The following is a 15284-nucleotide window of genomic DNA, read 5'->3' as shown; positions in this document are numbered from 1 at the left end:
GTCCTTAATGTTGTTCGTCAGGCATCGGCCGTTCGGCCGCTTGCGCGCCGCCGGCAGGGGCGTCCTGCACAGGCGGCTGATCGGGCGCTGGCTGCGCAGTAGAATCGTCCTCAGGCGCCTCGGGCTGTTCGGCCTCGCCGGCACCCGGCTGTGGCTCTGGCTGCGATTGCGGCGCAGGGCTGGAGCGGTAGTCCGCACGGCGCTTGAGCTGGAACTCGCGCACCGCCGAGTTGTGGTCGTCGAGGTCGTCGGAAAACACATGGCTGCCATCGCCACGGGCGACGAAGTACAGGCTGGTGCCATCGGACGGGTTGAGCGCCGCGTGAATCGCCTCGCGGCCGACCATGGCAATCGGGGTCGGCGGCAGGCCGGTGATGGTGTAGGTGTTGTACGGCGTCGGCTCGCGCAGGTCGGCGCGGGTGATCTTGCCATTGTAGCGCTCACCCATGCCGTAGATCACCGTCGGGTCGGTCTGCAGCATCATGCCCAGGCGCAGGCGCCGTACGAAAACCCCGGCGATCTGCCCGCGCTCCTGGGGAATGCCGGTTTCCTTTTCCACCAGCGAGGCCATGATCAGCGCCTGGTACGGGTCACGGTATGGCAGGTCGGTGGTGCGCTCGGCCCACTCCTTGGCGAGCACTTCATCCAGGCGCATATAGGCCTGCTGCAGCAACTCGACATCGCTCATGCCGCGCACGAAGCGGTAGGTGTCCGGGAAGAAGCGCCCCTCGGGGAACACGCCGGTATGGCCGAGCTTGTCCATGACTTCCGCGTCGGACAGGCCGTCCAGGGTGTGCTTGATCTTTTCATGCTTGGCCACAGCCGAGCGCACCTGGCGGAAGGTCCAGCCTTCGACCAGGGTCAGGTTGTACTGCACCACATCAGCCCGACGCCAGGCATCGAACAGCTGCTCCACGGTCATGCCGGGGGTCAGGCGGTACTCGCCGGTGTGCAGGGGCGTGCCGGCCATGTTGAAGCGCCAGTACAGGCGCAACCAGACGGCGTCGTCGAGCAACCCTTCGTTCTGCATGCGATAGAACATGCGGTTGGGGGTGGTGCCATTGGGCACGTCGAGCAGGCGCTCCTGCGTGACGTGCAGGGGCTGCTCCAGGACCGAGTTGACCTTCCAGGCCGACCAGCCCACAGCCAGGCCGGCGAGGATCAAGCCCATTTCCAGCAGCAGCAGGAATTTACGTCTCACGAATTCAGGTTTCCAGTAACGTACGGGCAACGGCCTGCAGTTTACGGGTGAGCGGGCCCGGCGACCAGTTTAGCGCGGCAACGCCACGCACAGGCCAGACACCGTAGACGCTATTGCAAACAAATACTTCATCTGCCTGCTCCAGCGCGTCGAACGGCAAGTCGCAGACCTGCACCGGGATGCCCTGCAGCGCTGCCTGTTCCAGCAACGCAGCCCGCATCACGCCAGCGACGCCACAGCGGCTGAGGTCGGCCGTGAGCAGTACGCCATCGCGCACCAGGAACAGATTGCTGTACACCCCTTCGATCACCCTGCCCTGCCCGTCACGCATCAGGCCTTCGGCATGTTCGCTGTCCTGCCATTCGGCACGGGCCAGTACCTGCTCCAGGCGGTTGAGATGTTTGAGGCCAGCCAGCAGCGGTTGTTCCCCAAGCCGGGTCTGGCACGGGAACAAGCGCACGCCGCGTTCGGCATGTTCGACAGGATAGCTGGGCAACGGGCTGCCCTGCAGGATACGTCGCGGCGCGACACCGGCAACCGGGGCGTAACCGCGCTGGCTGTCGCCACGGGTAATGATGAGTTTGGCCACACCATCACCGAGCTGGCTGGCATAGCGCAGGAGTTCGTCGCGCACCAGCGCCAGGTCGGCGCTGATCGCCAGGCGCTGGCAACCCAGCGCCAGGCGTGCAAGATGGCCGTCCAGCAGGCTGGGCCGGCCGCCGCGCACGGCGATGGTCTCGAACAGGCCATCGCCGTAGGCCAGGCCGCGGTTCTGCAGGTTGACTGCAGCCGCCGGCTGGCCATCGATCCAGCTGTGCATCAACCGGCGAACCGGCGGAATACCAGCGAACCGTTGGTGCCGCCAAAGCCGAACGAGTTGGACAGCACCACATCGATCGGCATGCTGCGCGCCTGGTGCGGCACGAAGTCGAGGTCGCAGCCTTCGTCCGGCTCGTCCAGGTTGATGGTGGGCGGAGCCATCTGGCTGTTGATCGCCAGCACGCTGAAGATCGCTTCCACGGCACCGGCGGCGCCCAGCAGGTGGCCAGTCATCGACTTGGTCGAGCTGACCGCCAGCTTGTAGGCATGCTCACCGAACACGCGCTTGATCGCCGCCACTTCGGCCACGTCGCCCGCCGGGGTCGAGGTGCCGTGGGCGTTGATGTAGCTGACCTCTTCCGGCTGGATGCCGGCATCGCGCAGGGCGTTGGCCATGCAGCGGGCAGCGCCTTCACCGGTGTCGGGTGGCGAAGTCATGTGGTAGGCGTCGCCGCTCATGCCAAAGCCGACCAGCTCGGCATAGATGGTCGCGCCGCGTGCCTGGGCATGCTCCAGCTCTTCGAGCACCAGGGCACCGGCACCGTCGGACAGCACGAAGCCGTCACGGCCCTTGTCCCATGGGCGGCTTGCCCGGCTTGGCTCGTCGTTGCGGGTGGACAGTGCACGCGAGGCACCGAAACCGCCCATGCCGAGGCCGCAGGCGGCCATTTCGGCGCCGCCGGCGATCATCACGTCGGCTTCACCGTAAGCGATGTTGCGCGCAGCCATGCCGATGCAATGGGTGCCCGTGGTGCAGGCAGTGGCAATGGCGTAGTTCGGCCCTTGCAACCCCAGGTGGATCGACAGGAAGCCGGAGATCATGTTGATGATCGAGCCTGGCACGAAGAACGGCGAAATACGACGCGGCCCCGAATCGTGCAGGGTGCGGCTGGTTTCTTCGATGTTGGTCAGGCCACCGATACCCGAGCCCATGGCCACACCAATACGCTGGCGGTTGGCGTCGGTGACTTCCAGGCCGGCATTACGCACCGCCTGGAACCCTGCCGCCAGGCCGTACTGGATGAACAGATCGAGCTTGCGGGCCTCTTTGGCCGACAGGTATTGCTCGACCTCGAAGCCTTTCACCGAGCCGCCAAAACGGGTGGAGTAGGCAGACAGGTCCGTGTGTTCGATCGGACCGATGCCACTGCGGCCAGCCAGAATGCCCTGCCAGGTGCTCGGTACATCGGTACCCAGTGGCGACAGCATACCCATACCGGTGACCACGACGCGTCTACGCGACACAGTACTCTCCTTTTTCTAATCACAGAGTTTCTTGCCATTGCATTACAAGCAATGGAATGAAATGGCAACAAGCTCTAGGTGCTCGGTGAACGAGGCCGACCTGCAAAATGCAGGGCGCTCGCAAAGAAAAAACCGCACGCCGGCAAAGGCAGTGCGGTTTTTCCCGACAAGAAGCGTCGACTACAGCGTCTTAGGCCTGGTGGCTTTTGACGTAGTCTACAGCAGCTTGAACGGTAGTGATCTTCTCGGCTTCTTCGTCAGGGATTTCGGTCTCGAATTCCTCTTCCAGAGCCATCACCAGCTCAACGGTGTCAAGCGAATCGGCACCCAGGTCATCGACGAAGGACTTCTCGAGAGTCACTTCCTCTTCCTTGACGCCCAGTTGCTCGGCGACGATTTTCTTGACGCGTTCTTCGATGGTGCTCATACCTAGTTTTCACTCCTAATGGACATATGTCAGGCAGCTGGCCGGTGGCTAATTTTATAGAAAGACGTTCGCTTTTCAAGCTAAACGCACTTTCACACCAGTCACCACACCCGCTGCCTGGAATCTGGTTGCAGCTTTATAACGGATTTTAGGCTCGCAGTATGACTCTTTTTTTACGAAATCCGTCACATTGAGTTGCAGTGTTACATGTACATCCCGCCGTTGACCGGCACGGTGGCGCCGGTAACGTAGGCTGCGCCGTCGGATGCCAGGAACGAAACCACCTTGGCAATTTCGTCGGCCTGGCCCAGGCGGCCCAGCGGGATCTGGGTCTGCAGGGCTTCGCGCTGCGCTTCTGGCAGCTCGCGGGTCATGTCGGTGTCGATGAAGCCCGGAGTCACCGAGTTGACGGTGATGCCACGCGAGCCCACTTCACGCGCCAGGGCGCGACTGAAGCCTTCCAGGCCGGCCTTGGCGGCCGCGTAGTTGGCCTGGCCGGCGTTGCCCATGGCACCGACGACCGAGCCGATGCTGATGATACGACCCCAACGCGCCTTGGTCATGCCGCGCAGCACACCCTTGGACAGACGGTAGAGGCTGTTCAGATTGGTATCGATCACGTCGAACCACTCGTCGTCCTTCATGCGCAGCATGAGGTTGTCGCGGGTGATACCGGCGTTGTTGACCAGGATGGCCGGTGCGCCGAACTGCTCACCGATGGCGGCCAGTACAGCCTCAACCGATTCGGCGCTGGTCACGTTCAGTTCCATGCCAGTACCGGCGATGCCGTGCTCTTTCAGGGTGGCAGCAATGCGCTCGGCGCCGGAAGCCGAAGTGGCGGTGCCGATCACGGTCGCGCCCTGGCGACCCAGTTCGAGGGCGATGGCCTGGCCAATGCCACGGCTGGCGCCGGTGACCAGTGCAACTTTACCTTGCAGGCTCATGCAAGCTTCTCCAAATCAGGCCAGTGCCGCGCGGGTGGCGGCAACGGCGTCAGGGGTATTGAGGTTGTAGGTGGTCACGCCGTCGGCGCAACGCTTGTTCAAGCCCGCCAGAACCTTGCCCGGGCCGCACTCGACCAGGTTGACCGCACCGTTCGCGGCCAGGGTCTGCACGCATTCGACCCAGCGCACCGGCTGGTACAGCTGTGCCAGCAGGTCGTGCTTGAGGGCGCCGAGATCAGCGGCAACGGCAGCGGTGACGTTCTGCACCACAGGAATTTGCGGAGCCTGCCATTCGATGGCGTTGACCGCCTCGGCAAAGCGCTCGGCAGCCGGTTTCATCAGCGCGCAGTGCGACGGCACGCTGACCGCCAGCGGCAGGGCGCGCTTGGCACCCTTGGCCTTGCACAGCTCGATGGCGCGATCGACGGCGGCCTTGTTGCCGGCGATGACCACCTGGCCTGGCGAGTTGAAGTTGACCGCGCTGACCACTTGGTCCTCGGCCGCTTCGGCGCAGATTTCCACGACCACGGCGTCATCCAGGCCGAGAATGGCGGCCATGGCGCCATGGCCGGCCGGCACGGCTTCCTGCATCAGCTGACCACGGCGCTCGACCAGGCGCACGGCATCCTTCAGGCTCAGGCTGCCAGCGGCAACCAGGGCGCTGTATTCACCCAGGCTGTGACCAGAGACGAAGGCCGGCCTGGCACCGCCCTCTTCCAGCCACAGGCGCCACAGCGCGATGGACGCGGTGAGGATGGCCGGCTGGGTCTTGTCGGTCTGGTTGAGTTGCTCTTCCGGGCCTTCCTGGACCAGCTTCCACAGGTCGTAACCGAGTGCCTCGGACGCTTCCTTGAAGGTTTCGATGATCACTGGCTTCTCGGCGCCGAGCTCGGCGAGCATGCCCAGCGACTGGGAACCTTGACCGGGAAAGACGAATGCGAGAGATGCAGACATTGAACAAGCCCTTATGATCTTGTCGTCGGATAGGGTGCGCCAGGCCCTGGGCCAGGCGCGGAATCTGAAAGCTTGGATGGATACGCAGACCAAGCGGTCACATTTAAGCACTTCATCAGCGATATACCTAAGGTCTTTGTTCCTTCAGTGACGGCCCTTTCGCGGGTGAACCCGCTCCCACAGGGTTACCCCAGGCCTGAAGGTCGTGGGGCACCTGTGGGAGCGAGTTTACCCGCGAAGGTGTCGGCACAGGCTACAACAGCAAATCCTCCAGCCGCCCATGCAAGCGCTGCGGCAGGTTTTCCTGGATCTCGATCAACGCCCGCTGGATGGCACTCTGGAAGCCCTGCACCCCCGCCGAGCCATGGCTCTTGATGACGATGCCCTGCAACCCCAGGAAGCTCGCACCATTGTGCCGCGCCGGCGCCAGGTCGGCCTGCAGGCGCTTGAGCAGTGGCATGGCCACGGCCCCGGCTGCCCGCGACAACACGCCGCCCTTGAACAACTGCTCGATGCGCGCACCAATCATCGTCGCCAGCCCTTCACTGGACTTGAGCAGGATGTTGCCGACGAACCCGTCGCAAACCACCACATCGGCTTCGCCGCGATACAACCCGTCACCTTCGACGAAGCCTATGTAGTTGAGCCCGCGGGCGTTCTGCAACAGGCTGGCCGCCAGCTTGACCTGCTGGTTGCCCTTGATGTCTTCAGTACCGATGTTCAATAGCGCCACGCGCGGCCGCTGCACACCCAGGGCCTGGGCGGCCACCGAGCCCATCACGGCGAACTGGTAGAGGTTTTCAGCGCTGCAGTCGACATTGGCGCCCAGGTCGAGCAACTGGCAGTAGCCGGTCTGGGTCGGGATCGCCGCCACCATCGCCGGCCGGTCGATACCCGGCAGCGTCTTGAGCACGAAACGCGACAGCGCCATCAGCGCCCCGGTGTTGCCGGCACTGACGCAGGCCTGGGCCTTGCCGTCGCGCACCAGTTCGAGGGCGATGCGCATCGACGAGTCCGGCTTGCCGCGCAGCGCCTGGGATGGCCGTTCGTCCATGCCGACCACCTCGCTTGCGGCCACGATCTGCAGGCGCGCGCGATCCGCAGCCGCAAGGCCGCTGACAAGATCTTCTAGGAGGGAGGGTTGACCGACGAGGGTCAGGTGCAGCGAGGGGGTAGCCGAAAGGCAGGCAATGCTAGCCTGGACAATGCTGCGGGGACCGAAGTCCCCGCCCATTGCGTCGATCGCGATGATCTGAGCGGACAAGGATTACTCGTCAGCGCCCTTGTCGACCACTTTGCGACCACGGTATACGCCTTCTGGCGAAACGTGGTGACGCAGGTGAACTTCACCGGTGGTTTTCTCTACCGACAGCGCGTTTTCCGACAGAGCGTCGTGCGAACGGCGCATGTCACGGGCAGAGCGGGATTTTTTGTTCTGCTGAACAGCCATAATTGATTAACTCCTAAACGTTTGGGTCACGCTTTAACTGCGCCAAAACACTGAACGGGTTGGACCGCGATACCTCGTCCTTGCTCGATTCGGGCTCGTCTGCGCCCGCCGGCTGCTGGCATTCTTCCGGATGGTGAGCAGGCACGATTGGCAAGGCAAGCAAAAGCTCTTCCTCGACCAATGCCTGCAGATCCAAAGGATCTTCGCCCAGTTCCAGCACGTCATAGCCTTTCGGCAACGACTGGGTATTCGCACCCTCCTTCACCACGGCGTACGTACATTCGCTGTGGATCGGCAGGGTGACCAGCTCAAGACAACGCTGGCAAACCATCTTGACTTCGACGTCCAGCTCGCTGTGGATAACCACCACGTGCTGTTCATCTCGTTCAAAATCGAACTTCGCCTGCACCGTACCGACATTGTCGGAAAGCGGGTCGCAGAGTCTTTCCAAATCAGCGAGTTGCAGCGAACCGTTAATGGTTACGCCACGATCGGCTAATTTGCGCGGGTCAACGTGAGGTGGAATCGGGTCATTCAACATAGGCGCAGCATTCTAGGGATGCCCCCCGCCCCTGTCAAAGGAAATTCGGCGGCATCGTGCGTGATAGAATTTGTTCAACTGATTCAGGAGTCTACCATGCTTCCTCTGTTACTGGCTTCCAGCTCTGCCTATCGCCGCGAACTGCTCGCGCGCCTGCGCCTGCCCTTCACCTGGGCAAGCCCCGACATAGACGAGCGGCGCCTGGATGACGAACCCGCGGTGGAGCTGGTGCGCCGGCTGGCCAGGCAAAAAGCCGAAGCCCTGGCGGGCAGCCACCCCGAGCACCTGATCATCGGCTCGGACCAGGTTGCGGTACTGGGCGAACAGGTACTGGGCAAACCACATACGTTCGAGCGGGCCTGCGAGCAGCTGCTGGAGTGCAGCGGGCAGCAGGTGAGCTTCCTGACCGGGTTGGCATTGCTGAACAGCGCCACCGGGCACTGCCAGGTGGACTGCGTGCCGTTTACCGTGACCCTGCGCGAACTGGACCGGGAGCGGGTGGAGCGCTACGTGGCGGCAGAACAGCCGCTGGACTGCGCCGGGAGTTTCAAGGCGGAGGGGCTGGGGGTGAGTTTGTTCCAGAGCACACACGGGTGCGATGCGACCAGCCTGATTGGGCTGCCGTTGATTCGGCTAGTGGATATGTTGACCAAGGAAGGGGTGGTGATTCCGTAACCCGCCTTGAGATTTTTAGCGCCTGCGAGATCGAGCGCCGCCCGCGCGGCGCATCGCGAGCGAAGCTCGCTCCTACATTTGTTTCGGGCCAGTAACGCCTGCGCCAGCGCGCGCGACCGCCCTGTTTGCCCGACACGATATCGAGACGGAAGCCAAGGGGCCGCACGCCTGCACCCTCAGGAATAATTGGCCCGAAACAGATGTAGGAGCGAGCTTCGCTCGCGATGCGCCGCGCGGGCGGCGCCCGATCTCACAAACACAGCAAAACGGGCGACGAACCCTCAGCGCAACTGCGGCCCCTGGAACCCCATCCACATCGCCAGGCGCTCAGCCACGCTGGCCCCCACGCGCTTGGAGAAGCGATCGAGCGCCGATTCCTGCACAGTGAAGTCCACCAGCTCCTTCTCACCCACGATCTCACGCGCCACATAGCTGGCACTGCCCAGCCCATCCACCAGGCCCAGCTCCTTGGCCTGCTCACCCGACCAGACCAGGCCACTGAACAGCTCCGGGTGCTCCTTGTCCTTGAGCCGATCACCCCTCCCCTGCTTGACCATGGCAATGAACTGCTGGTGCGTGGTGTTCAGCACGCCCTGCCAGAACTCGGTCTCTTCCGGCTTCTGCGGCGAGAACGGATCGAGGAAGGCCTTGTGCTCGCCCGCAGTGTAGGTACGCCGCTCCACACCTAGCTTCTCCATGGTGCCGACAAAGCCATAACCAGCCGCTGTCACACCAATCGAGCCCACCAGACTGGCCTTGTCGGCATAGATCTCGTCCGCCGCACTGGCGATGTAGTAGGCGCCGGAAGCGCCAAGGTCGGTGATGACCGCATACAGCTTGATAGCCGGGTATTCGGCACGCAGGCGGCGGATTTCGTCATACACGTAACCCGACTGCACCGGGCTGCCGCCCGGGCTGTTGATACGCATCACCACAGCCTTGGTCTTGCTGTCCTTGAAGGCCTCGCGCAGGCTCTTGACGATATTGTCGGCACTGGCAGGCTCCTGGTCGGCAATCACCCCGCGCACCTCGACCAGCGCGGTATGGCTGACACTGCGCGACGCGGTCTTGTCCATGTCCATCAGCGGCGTGAACAAGGCCAGGATGCCGAACAGGTAGACGAAGGTCAGCAACTTGAAGAAGATCCCCCAGCGTCGCGCCCGTCGCTGCTCCTGAACACCTGCCAGCAGGGTCTTTTCCAGCAGCTTCCAGCTCTTGCGCTCTTCGCGCTCCTCGGGTTCGGCCTCGGGGGCTTTCCATTCGTCTGCCATGCTTACCTACCTTGGAAATGGAATTGCGGAACCACCCAGCCACTCACGCAACTGGGAGAAATGATCAATGCACACCTGCGGACCAAACTCGGCCAGCGCCTGCAACGACATGGCACCATAGCCCACGGCCACCGAATGCATGCCGGCATTGCTGGCCATCTGCAGGTCGAATGCCGAATCGCCAACCATCAGCGCGCGCCCCGGTTCGACAGCGCAATGGCCGAGGATTTCCTCGAGCATCCGCGGATGCGGCTTGCCGCGGGTCTCGTCGGCAGCGCGGGTGATGTCGAAGAACTGCTCCCAGCCATTGGCCTTGAGCACCCGGTCCAGCCCACGACGCGCCTTGCCGGTGGCCACCGCCAGGCGGTAACCCTCGGCACGGAAGGCATCCAGCGACTCGACCACACCCTCGAACAGCGGCGACGGCTGCTGGTCCAGAGCCATGTAGATATCGGCATAGTGCTGACGGAAGCTTTCGACCTGCGCCGGCGCCAGGTGCGGGTACAGGGTGTGGATCGCCTCGCCCAGGGCCAGGCCGATGATGCCCTTGACCGCAGCCTCGCTGCTTTGCGCCTCACCGGCACGCTCGGCGGCGGCGTTCATGGCCTCGACGATACGCCCGATAGAGTCGGCCAAGGTGCCGTCCCAGTCGAAGATCAGTAGCTCATAGCCTTTTTTCATAGGTCAGGACGCACTCAGACGCTCAACGGTTTTCGCCCAGACTTCATCCACCGGCGCTTCGAGCTTCAGCTCACCACCGTCCGGCAGCGGCACGGTCAACGCGTAGGCATGCAGGAACAGGCGCTTGCCGCCCAGGTCGCGAATCTCGCGGCTGAAGTCTTCGTCGCCATACTTGCTGTCGCCAGCGATCATATGCCCGGCATGCAGGGTGTGCACGCGGATCTGGTGAGTACGACCGGTGATCGGGCGCGCCTCGACAATGGTGGCGAACTCGCCGAAGCGGCGCAGCACGCGGAACAGGGTCAGCGCCTCTTTGCCCTCGTCGTTCACCTCGACCATGCGCTCGCCGGAACGCAGGTTGCTCTTGAGCAACGGCGCACTGACCTGCTTCTTCGAGGTCGGCCAATGGCCGCGCACCAGCGCCATGTAGCGCTTGTCGACACCATCACCGCGCAGCGCGGCGTGCAAGTGGCGCAGCATGCTGCGCTTCTTGGCGATCATCAGCAGGCCGGAGGTATCGCGGTCCAGGCGATGCACCAGCTCCAGCTCCTTGGCGTCCGGGCGCAACTGGCGCAGCGCCTCGATCACGCCGAAACTCAGGCCGCTGCCGCCATGCACGGCGATGCCGGCCGGCTTGTTCATCACGATCAGCGCCTTGTCTTCGTAGACGATGGCCGCCTCCAGGCGCTGCAGCAGGCCCTGGGCCACCGGTGCCGGTTCGTCACGTTCCGGCAGGCGGACGGGCGGTACCCGCACGATATCGCCGGCCTGGATCTTGTACTCTGGCTTGACGCGCCCCTTGTTGACCCGTACTTCACCCTTGCGCAGGATGCGGTAGACCAAGGTCTTGGGCACGCCCTTGAGGGCCGTGATGAGGAAATTGTCGATGCGTTGGCCGGCAAGTTCCGGCGCGACTTCGATCAGCTGAACGCCGGAAGTCGGAGGGGTATTGGTCGTCATGGCGGGATCATAACAATTTTTTATGGAATTGAAGCACTTAATCATTGCTGCTATAGTCGCGAACGCCGCCAAAAGCGGCAGGCCAGCGGCACCAGGCTTCCAGCCGGCCCCTGACCAACGCAATTCTCCAGGACGCGAGGCCGTCCTACGGGGTTTTCGCCAGTTTACCGAATTGCCTGGAATCGCCACCAGCGCTGTGTAGAGAAGACCGAAAAAAACGACAAGTGCGGTGTTTCACCTGCTTACCCGATTCTTTTCGCTGCACCTCTGCCCGCCCCGTCGCTTCCACGCAACGCCCGGCGAATGCTTCGGAAATACCTGCCTTGGACATGAATGGCGCCAGCGCAGAACCTGCGCTGGCGAAAAATGCAACCCGTTGCGGATTCAGCGCGCGGCAGCACCCGAATTATCAGGGATACGTGCAGGGTGGAGATGCACAGCCCTCGGACCGTGTAGCACCGCGTCCGGCCCACCAGCCCACTGAACGGCTGGCGAGCGGATAAGGTCCTGAACAGATGCCCCCGGGCGTCCACGGCTGACGGTTGATTCCTCCTCCTGACTGAGTGCACAAGGCCCGCTTGGTTGATTCGGATTCCAATTCGAAGCCACCGGGGCCTTGTTGGCACCGCAGCAAACAGGACGCGTCGTCGCGACAACGGCAGGCTGGGCAACCGGCTGGTGCCGAACGTTGCTCGACACGGGGGTGGCCCGGCCACCCTTTGCGCACCTTGGCACCGACCATGAGACGTCGTGTGTGCCGAACGCCGTTTCCGGCAGCCCGGAAACCGACGGTACAACATGAAAAGAATGCTGATTAACGCGACTCAACCCGAAGAGTTGCGTGTAGCCCTGGTGGACGGCCAACGTCTCTACGACCTGGACATCGAGTCCGGCGCGCGCGAGCAGAAAAAGGCCAACATCTACAAAGGCAAGATCACCCGCATCGAACCCAGCCTCGAAGCCGCCTTCGTCGACTTCGGCTCCGAACGTCACGGCTTCCTGCCGCTGAAAGAAATCTCCCGCGAATACTTCAAGAAAACCCCCGAAGGGCGGGTCAACATCAAGGAAGTACTGAGCGAAGGCCAGGAAGTCATCGTCCAGGTCGAGAAGGAAGAGCGTGGCAACAAAGGCGCCGCCCTCACTACGTTCATCAGCCTGGCCGGCCGCTACCTGGTGCTGATGCCGAACAATCCGCGCGCCGGTGGCATCTCCCGCCGCATCGAAGGCGAAGAGCGCAACGAACTGCGTGAAGCCCTGAACGGCCTGACCGTACCGGGCGACATGGGCCTGATCGTGCGCACTGCCGGCCTTGGCCGCAGCAGCGAAGAAATGCAGTGGGACCTCGACTACCTGCTGCAACTGTGGACCGCCATCAAGGAAGCGTCCCAGGACCGCGCCGCGCCATTCCTGATCTACCAGGAAAGCAACGTCATCATCCGCGCCATCCGCGACTACCTGCGCCAGGACATCGGTGAAGTGCTGATCGACAGCATCGATGCCCAGGAAGAAGCCCTGACCTTCATCCGCCAGGTGATGCCGCAGTACGCCAGCAAGGTCAAGCTGTACGAAGACAGCGTGCCGCTGTTCAACCGCTTCCAGATCGAAAGCCAGATCGAAACCGCCTTCCAGCGCGTGGTCGACCTGCCGTCCGGCGGCTCGATCGTGATCGACCCGACCGAAGCCCTGGTGTCCATCGACATCAACTCGGCGCGCGCCACCAAAGGCAGCGACATCGAAGAAACCGCCCTGCAGACCAACCTGGAAGCGGCCGAGGAAATCGCCCGCCAACTGCGCCTGCGTGACATCGGCGGCCTGATCGTCATCGACTTCATCGACATGACCCCGGCGAAAAACCAGCGCGCCGTTGAAGAACGTGTTCGCGAGTGCCTGGAAGCCGACCGCGCCCGCGTCCAGGTCGGCCGCATCTCGCGCTTCGGCCTGCTGGAAATGTCCCGCCAGCGCCTGCGCCCGTCGCTGGGCGAAAGCAGCGGCATCGTCTGCCCACGCTGCTCCGGCACCGGCATTATCCGTGACGTCGAATCGCTGTCGCTGGCCATCCTGCGCCTGATCGAAGAAGAAGCCCTGAAGGACCGCACCGCCGAAGTTCGCGCCCAGGTGCCAATCCCGGTGGCTGCCTTCCTGCTCAACGAGAAGCGCAACTCGATCACCAAGATCGAACTGCGTACCCGTGCGCGCATCATCATCCTGCCGAACGATCACCTGGAAACCCCGCACTTCGAAGTCCAGCGCCTGCGCGACGACAACCCGGAAGTGCTGAGCAACCAGTCCAGCTACGAGATCGCCGCCGCCGAAACCGAAGAAGCGCCGCAGCCGACCGCCACCCGCACGCTGGTACGCCAGGAAGCTGCGGTCAAGACCGCCCCGGCCCGCGCCAACGCGCCGGTACCAGCCGCTGTTGAAGAGCCGCAGCCTGCCCCGGTCGCACCTGCCCCGGCCGCTCCGGAGCCAAGCCTGTTCAAGGGCCTGGTGAAGTCGCTGGTAAGCCTGTTCGCCGCCAAGGAAGAGCCTGCTGCCGCGCCGGTTGTCACCGCCGCCGAGAAACCGGCCACCGAGCGCAGCCCACGCAACGAAGAACGCCGCAACGGCCGCCAACAGACCCGCAACCGCAACGGCCGCCGCGACGAAGAGCGCAAGCCACGTGAAGAACGTGCCGAGCGCACGCCGCGCGAAGAGCGCCAACCACGTGAGGAACGTGCCCCGCGCGAAGAGCGTGCGCCACGCGAAGAGCGTGCACCACGCCAGCCACGCGAAGACCGCCGCGGCAACCGTGGCGAAGAGCGCGTGCGCGAACTGCGCGAGCCACTGGACGCCACCCCTGCCGAACGTGAAGAACGTCAGCCGCGCGAGGAACGTGTAGCCCGTGAAGAACGTGCTCCACGCGAAGAACGCGCACCACGTGAAGAACGTGCACCGCGTGAAGAACGTGCACCGCGTGAAGAACGCGCACCTCGCGAAGAACGTGCTCCACGTGAAGAACGTGCCCCACGTGAAGAGCGCGCACCTCGTGAGGAACGTGCACCTCGTGAAGAGCGTGCTCCACGCGAAGAACGCGCCCCACGCCCACCACGCGAGGAGCGTCAGCCACGCGTAGCCGAAGAAGCCGCCGAGCAGGCTGCCGAACTGGCCGAAGAGCAACTGCCGAACGAAGAACTGCTGCAGGACGAACAGGAGGGCACCGATGGCGAGCGCCCGCGCCGCCGCTCCCGTGGCCAGCGTCGTCGCAGCAACCGTCGTGAGCGTCAGCGCAACGCCAATGGCGAACTGATCGACGGCAGCGAAGAAGAAGGCGGCGAAGAGCAGCCACAACCGCACCAGGCCACCGAGCTGGGTGCAGAACTGGCCGCAGGCCTGGCCGTGACTGCCGCTGTCGCCAGCAGCAACATCAGCGCCGACGCCGAAGCCCAGGCCAACCAGCAGGCCGAGCTTGCCACCGCCGAAGTCGCCCAGCCGGTCGAGCAGGCTGAGAAGGTCGAGCAGGTCGAAGCTGCCGCCAAGGCTGAAGAAGTGGCCGTGGCCCCGGTGGTCGAGCAGCCGGTCAGCGAGCCCGTGGCCGTGATCGAGGCAACTGCCGAGCCGGTGGTCGAAGTCGTTCCACAGCCGGTGGTTGAGGCGGCACCTGCTGCCGAGCCGGCGGTGGTTGCCGAAGCACCGGTAGAAGCACCTGCCGTCGAGGCCGGTGAAATCGAACAGGCCCCGGCCGTGGTCGAAGCTGCTCCGGTTGCCGAGCAACCTGCCCCGGTTGTCGAAGCCCAGCCAGAAGTGGTGGCCGAGCCTGCCCCAGTGGTCGTCGAGCCTGCACCGGTCGAAGCCCCTGCGGCGGTGGAGCCTGCCACTGTCATGCTGGCCAACGGCCGCGCGCCGAACGACCCGCGTGAAGTGCGTCGCCGCAAGCGCGAGGCCGAGGCTGCCGCCAAAGCCGCGCAGGAAGCTGCTGCAGCCGCCGAGGAGCCAGCCCTGGAAGCCGCCGATGAGCACAAGCCTCATCACGGTTGATAGCCAAGGCTGAATGAAAAAGCCCCGCCAGTGCAAACTGGCGGGGCTTTTTCTTGGCTAGGCGTTTTGCCTGTACCGACCTCTTCGCGGGTAAACCCGCTC

At 63.7% G+C, this 15284-nt stretch carries 14 protein-coding genes; 2 read left to right on the top strand and 12 right to left on the bottom strand.

From position 1 onward, the window contains the following. Positions 1 to 4 precede the first annotated feature (4 nt). The 9 genes from mltG to ACIQYU_RS04620 form a co-directional block, all read right to left on the bottom strand. Complete coding sequence (mltG, locus tag ACIQYU_RS04660) at positions 5 to 1201, bottom strand: endolytic transglycosylase MltG (RefSeq protein ID WP_063911725.1); 1197 nt, start codon at positions 1199 to 1201, stop codon at positions 5 to 7. Between the two features lie 4 nt (positions 1202 to 1205). Beyond that, complete coding sequence (pabC, locus tag ACIQYU_RS04655) at positions 1206 to 2021, bottom strand: aminodeoxychorismate lyase (RefSeq protein WP_207832200.1); 816 nt, start codon at positions 2019 to 2021, stop codon at positions 1206 to 1208. Next, on the bottom strand, positions 2021 to 3265 hold the full coding sequence (fabF, locus tag ACIQYU_RS04650; RefSeq protein WP_063911723.1) for a beta-ketoacyl-ACP synthase II: 1245 nt from the start codon (positions 3263 to 3265) through the stop codon (positions 2021 to 2023). Before fabF ends, pabC begins: the two co-directional genes overlap by 1 nt. A 190-nt stretch (positions 3266 to 3455) precedes the next feature. After that, positions 3456 to 3692: an acyl carrier protein gene (gene acpP / locus ACIQYU_RS04645; protein WP_063911722.1), complete on the bottom strand. Its 237-nt coding sequence runs from the start codon at positions 3690 to 3692 to the stop codon at positions 3456 to 3458. A gap of 203 nt (positions 3693 to 3895) precedes the next feature. Further along, positions 3896 to 4636 carry a 3-oxoacyl-ACP reductase FabG gene (gene fabG, locus ACIQYU_RS04640; protein WP_063911721.1) on the bottom strand — a complete coding sequence of 247 codons (741 nt, stop codon included), beginning with the start codon at positions 4634 to 4636 and terminating at the stop codon, positions 3896 to 3898. Positions 4637 to 4651: 15 nt separating this feature from the next. Further along, on the bottom strand, positions 4652 to 5590 hold the full coding sequence (gene fabD, locus ACIQYU_RS04635) for an ACP S-malonyltransferase (protein WP_082888261.1): 939 nt from the start codon (positions 5588 to 5590) through the stop codon (positions 4652 to 4654). Positions 5591 to 5843: 253 nt separating this feature from the next. Further along, positions 5844 to 6854 (bottom strand): phosphate acyltransferase PlsX, encoded by a 1011-nt coding sequence (gene plsX / locus ACIQYU_RS04630; protein WP_075044133.1) that lies wholly within the window; start codon positions 6852 to 6854, stop codon positions 5844 to 5846. Between the two features lie 3 nt (positions 6855 to 6857). Next, on the bottom strand, positions 6858 to 7040 hold the full coding sequence (gene rpmF / locus ACIQYU_RS04625; RefSeq protein WP_003247154.1) for a 50S ribosomal protein L32: 183 nt from the start codon (positions 7038 to 7040) through the stop codon (positions 6858 to 6860). 13 nt (positions 7041 to 7053) lie between these two features. Continuing rightward, positions 7054 to 7581, bottom strand: coding sequence for a YceD family protein (locus ACIQYU_RS04620; RefSeq protein ID WP_114170339.1), 528 nt, complete (start codon positions 7579 to 7581; stop codon positions 7054 to 7056). A 96-nt stretch (positions 7582 to 7677) separates the two neighbouring features. On the opposite strand from ACIQYU_RS04620, the gene ACIQYU_RS04615 reads away from it, so the two are divergent. After that, positions 7678 to 8256, top strand: coding sequence for a nucleoside triphosphate pyrophosphatase (locus ACIQYU_RS04615; RefSeq protein ID WP_207832202.1), 579 nt, complete (start codon positions 7678 to 7680; stop codon positions 8254 to 8256). A 281-nt stretch (positions 8257 to 8537) separates the two neighbouring features. On the opposite strand, the gene sppA is transcribed toward ACIQYU_RS04615, so the two are convergent. Genes sppA through rluC form a run of 3 tightly spaced genes read right to left on the bottom strand, consistent with a single transcriptional unit; the run spans position 8538 to position 11168 of the window. Next, entirely contained in the window at positions 8538 to 9527 is a 990-nt protein-coding gene (gene sppA, locus ACIQYU_RS04610) for a signal peptide peptidase SppA (RefSeq protein WP_402798385.1), read from the bottom strand. Positions 9528 to 9533: 6 nt separating this feature from the next. Next, entirely contained in the window at positions 9534 to 10208 is a 675-nt protein-coding gene (locus ACIQYU_RS04605; protein ID WP_207832206.1) for an HAD family hydrolase, read from the bottom strand. Between the two features lie 3 nt (positions 10209 to 10211). Then, a complete protein-coding gene (gene rluC, locus ACIQYU_RS04600; protein ID WP_013971570.1) occupies positions 10212 to 11168 on the bottom strand; it encodes a 23S rRNA pseudouridine(955/2504/2580) synthase RluC in 957 nt (318 codons plus the stop codon). A 798-nt stretch (positions 11169 to 11966) separates the two neighbouring features. On the opposite strand from rluC, the gene rne reads away from it, so the two are divergent. Continuing rightward, positions 11967 to 15182 carry a ribonuclease E gene (rne, locus tag ACIQYU_RS04595; RefSeq protein ID WP_207832209.1) on the top strand — a complete coding sequence of 1072 codons (3216 nt, stop codon included), beginning with the start codon at positions 11967 to 11969 and terminating at the stop codon, positions 15180 to 15182. Positions 15183 to 15284: the final 102 nt, after the last annotated feature.

This window comes from Pseudomonas sp. NPDC096925 (assembly GCF_044762545.1).
GTDB lineage: Bacteria > Pseudomonadota > Gammaproteobacteria > Pseudomonadales > Pseudomonadaceae > Aquipseudomonas.
The sequence above is the reverse complement of the archived record's forward strand: the minus strand, read 5'-3'. Positions and strand labels throughout refer to the sequence as shown.

Excerpts from the sequence above, each read along its gene's own strand:
- rne (WP_207832209.1), top strand. The coding sequence starts at position 11,967 with ATGAAAAGAATGCTGATTAACGCGACTCAACCCGAAGAGTTGCGTGTA.
- ACIQYU_RS04605 (WP_207832206.1), bottom strand. The coding sequence starts at position 10,208 with ATGAAAAAAGGCTATGAGCTACTGATCTTCGACTGGGACGGCACCTTG.
- fabD (WP_082888261.1), bottom strand. The coding sequence starts at position 5,590 with ATGTCTGCATCTCTCGCATTCGTCTTTCCCGGTCAAGGTTCCCAGTCG.
- ACIQYU_RS04615 (WP_207832202.1), top strand. The coding sequence starts at position 7,678 with ATGCTTCCTCTGTTACTGGCTTCCAGCTCTGCCTATCGCCGCGAACTG.
- ACIQYU_RS04620 (WP_114170339.1), bottom strand. The coding sequence starts at position 7,581 with ATGTTGAATGACCCGATTCCACCTCACGTTGACCCGCGCAAATTAGCC.
- rluC (WP_013971570.1), bottom strand. The coding sequence starts at position 11,168 with ATGACGACCAATACCCCTCCGACTTCCGGCGTTCAGCTGATCGAAGTC.
- pabC (WP_207832200.1), bottom strand. The coding sequence starts at position 2,021 with ATGCACAGCTGGATCGATGGCCAGCCGGCGGCTGCAGTCAACCTGCAG.
- rpmF (WP_003247154.1), bottom strand. The coding sequence starts at position 7,040 with ATGGCTGTTCAGCAGAACAAAAAATCCCGCTCTGCCCGTGACATGCGC.
- acpP (WP_063911722.1), bottom strand. The coding sequence starts at position 3,692 with ATGAGCACCATCGAAGAACGCGTCAAGAAAATCGTCGCCGAGCAACTG.
- sppA (WP_402798385.1), bottom strand. The coding sequence starts at position 9,527 with ATGGCAGACGAATGGAAAGCCCCCGAGGCCGAACCCGAGGAGCGCGAA.
- fabG (WP_063911721.1), bottom strand. The coding sequence starts at position 4,636 with ATGAGCCTGCAAGGTAAAGTTGCACTGGTCACCGGCGCCAGCCGTGGC.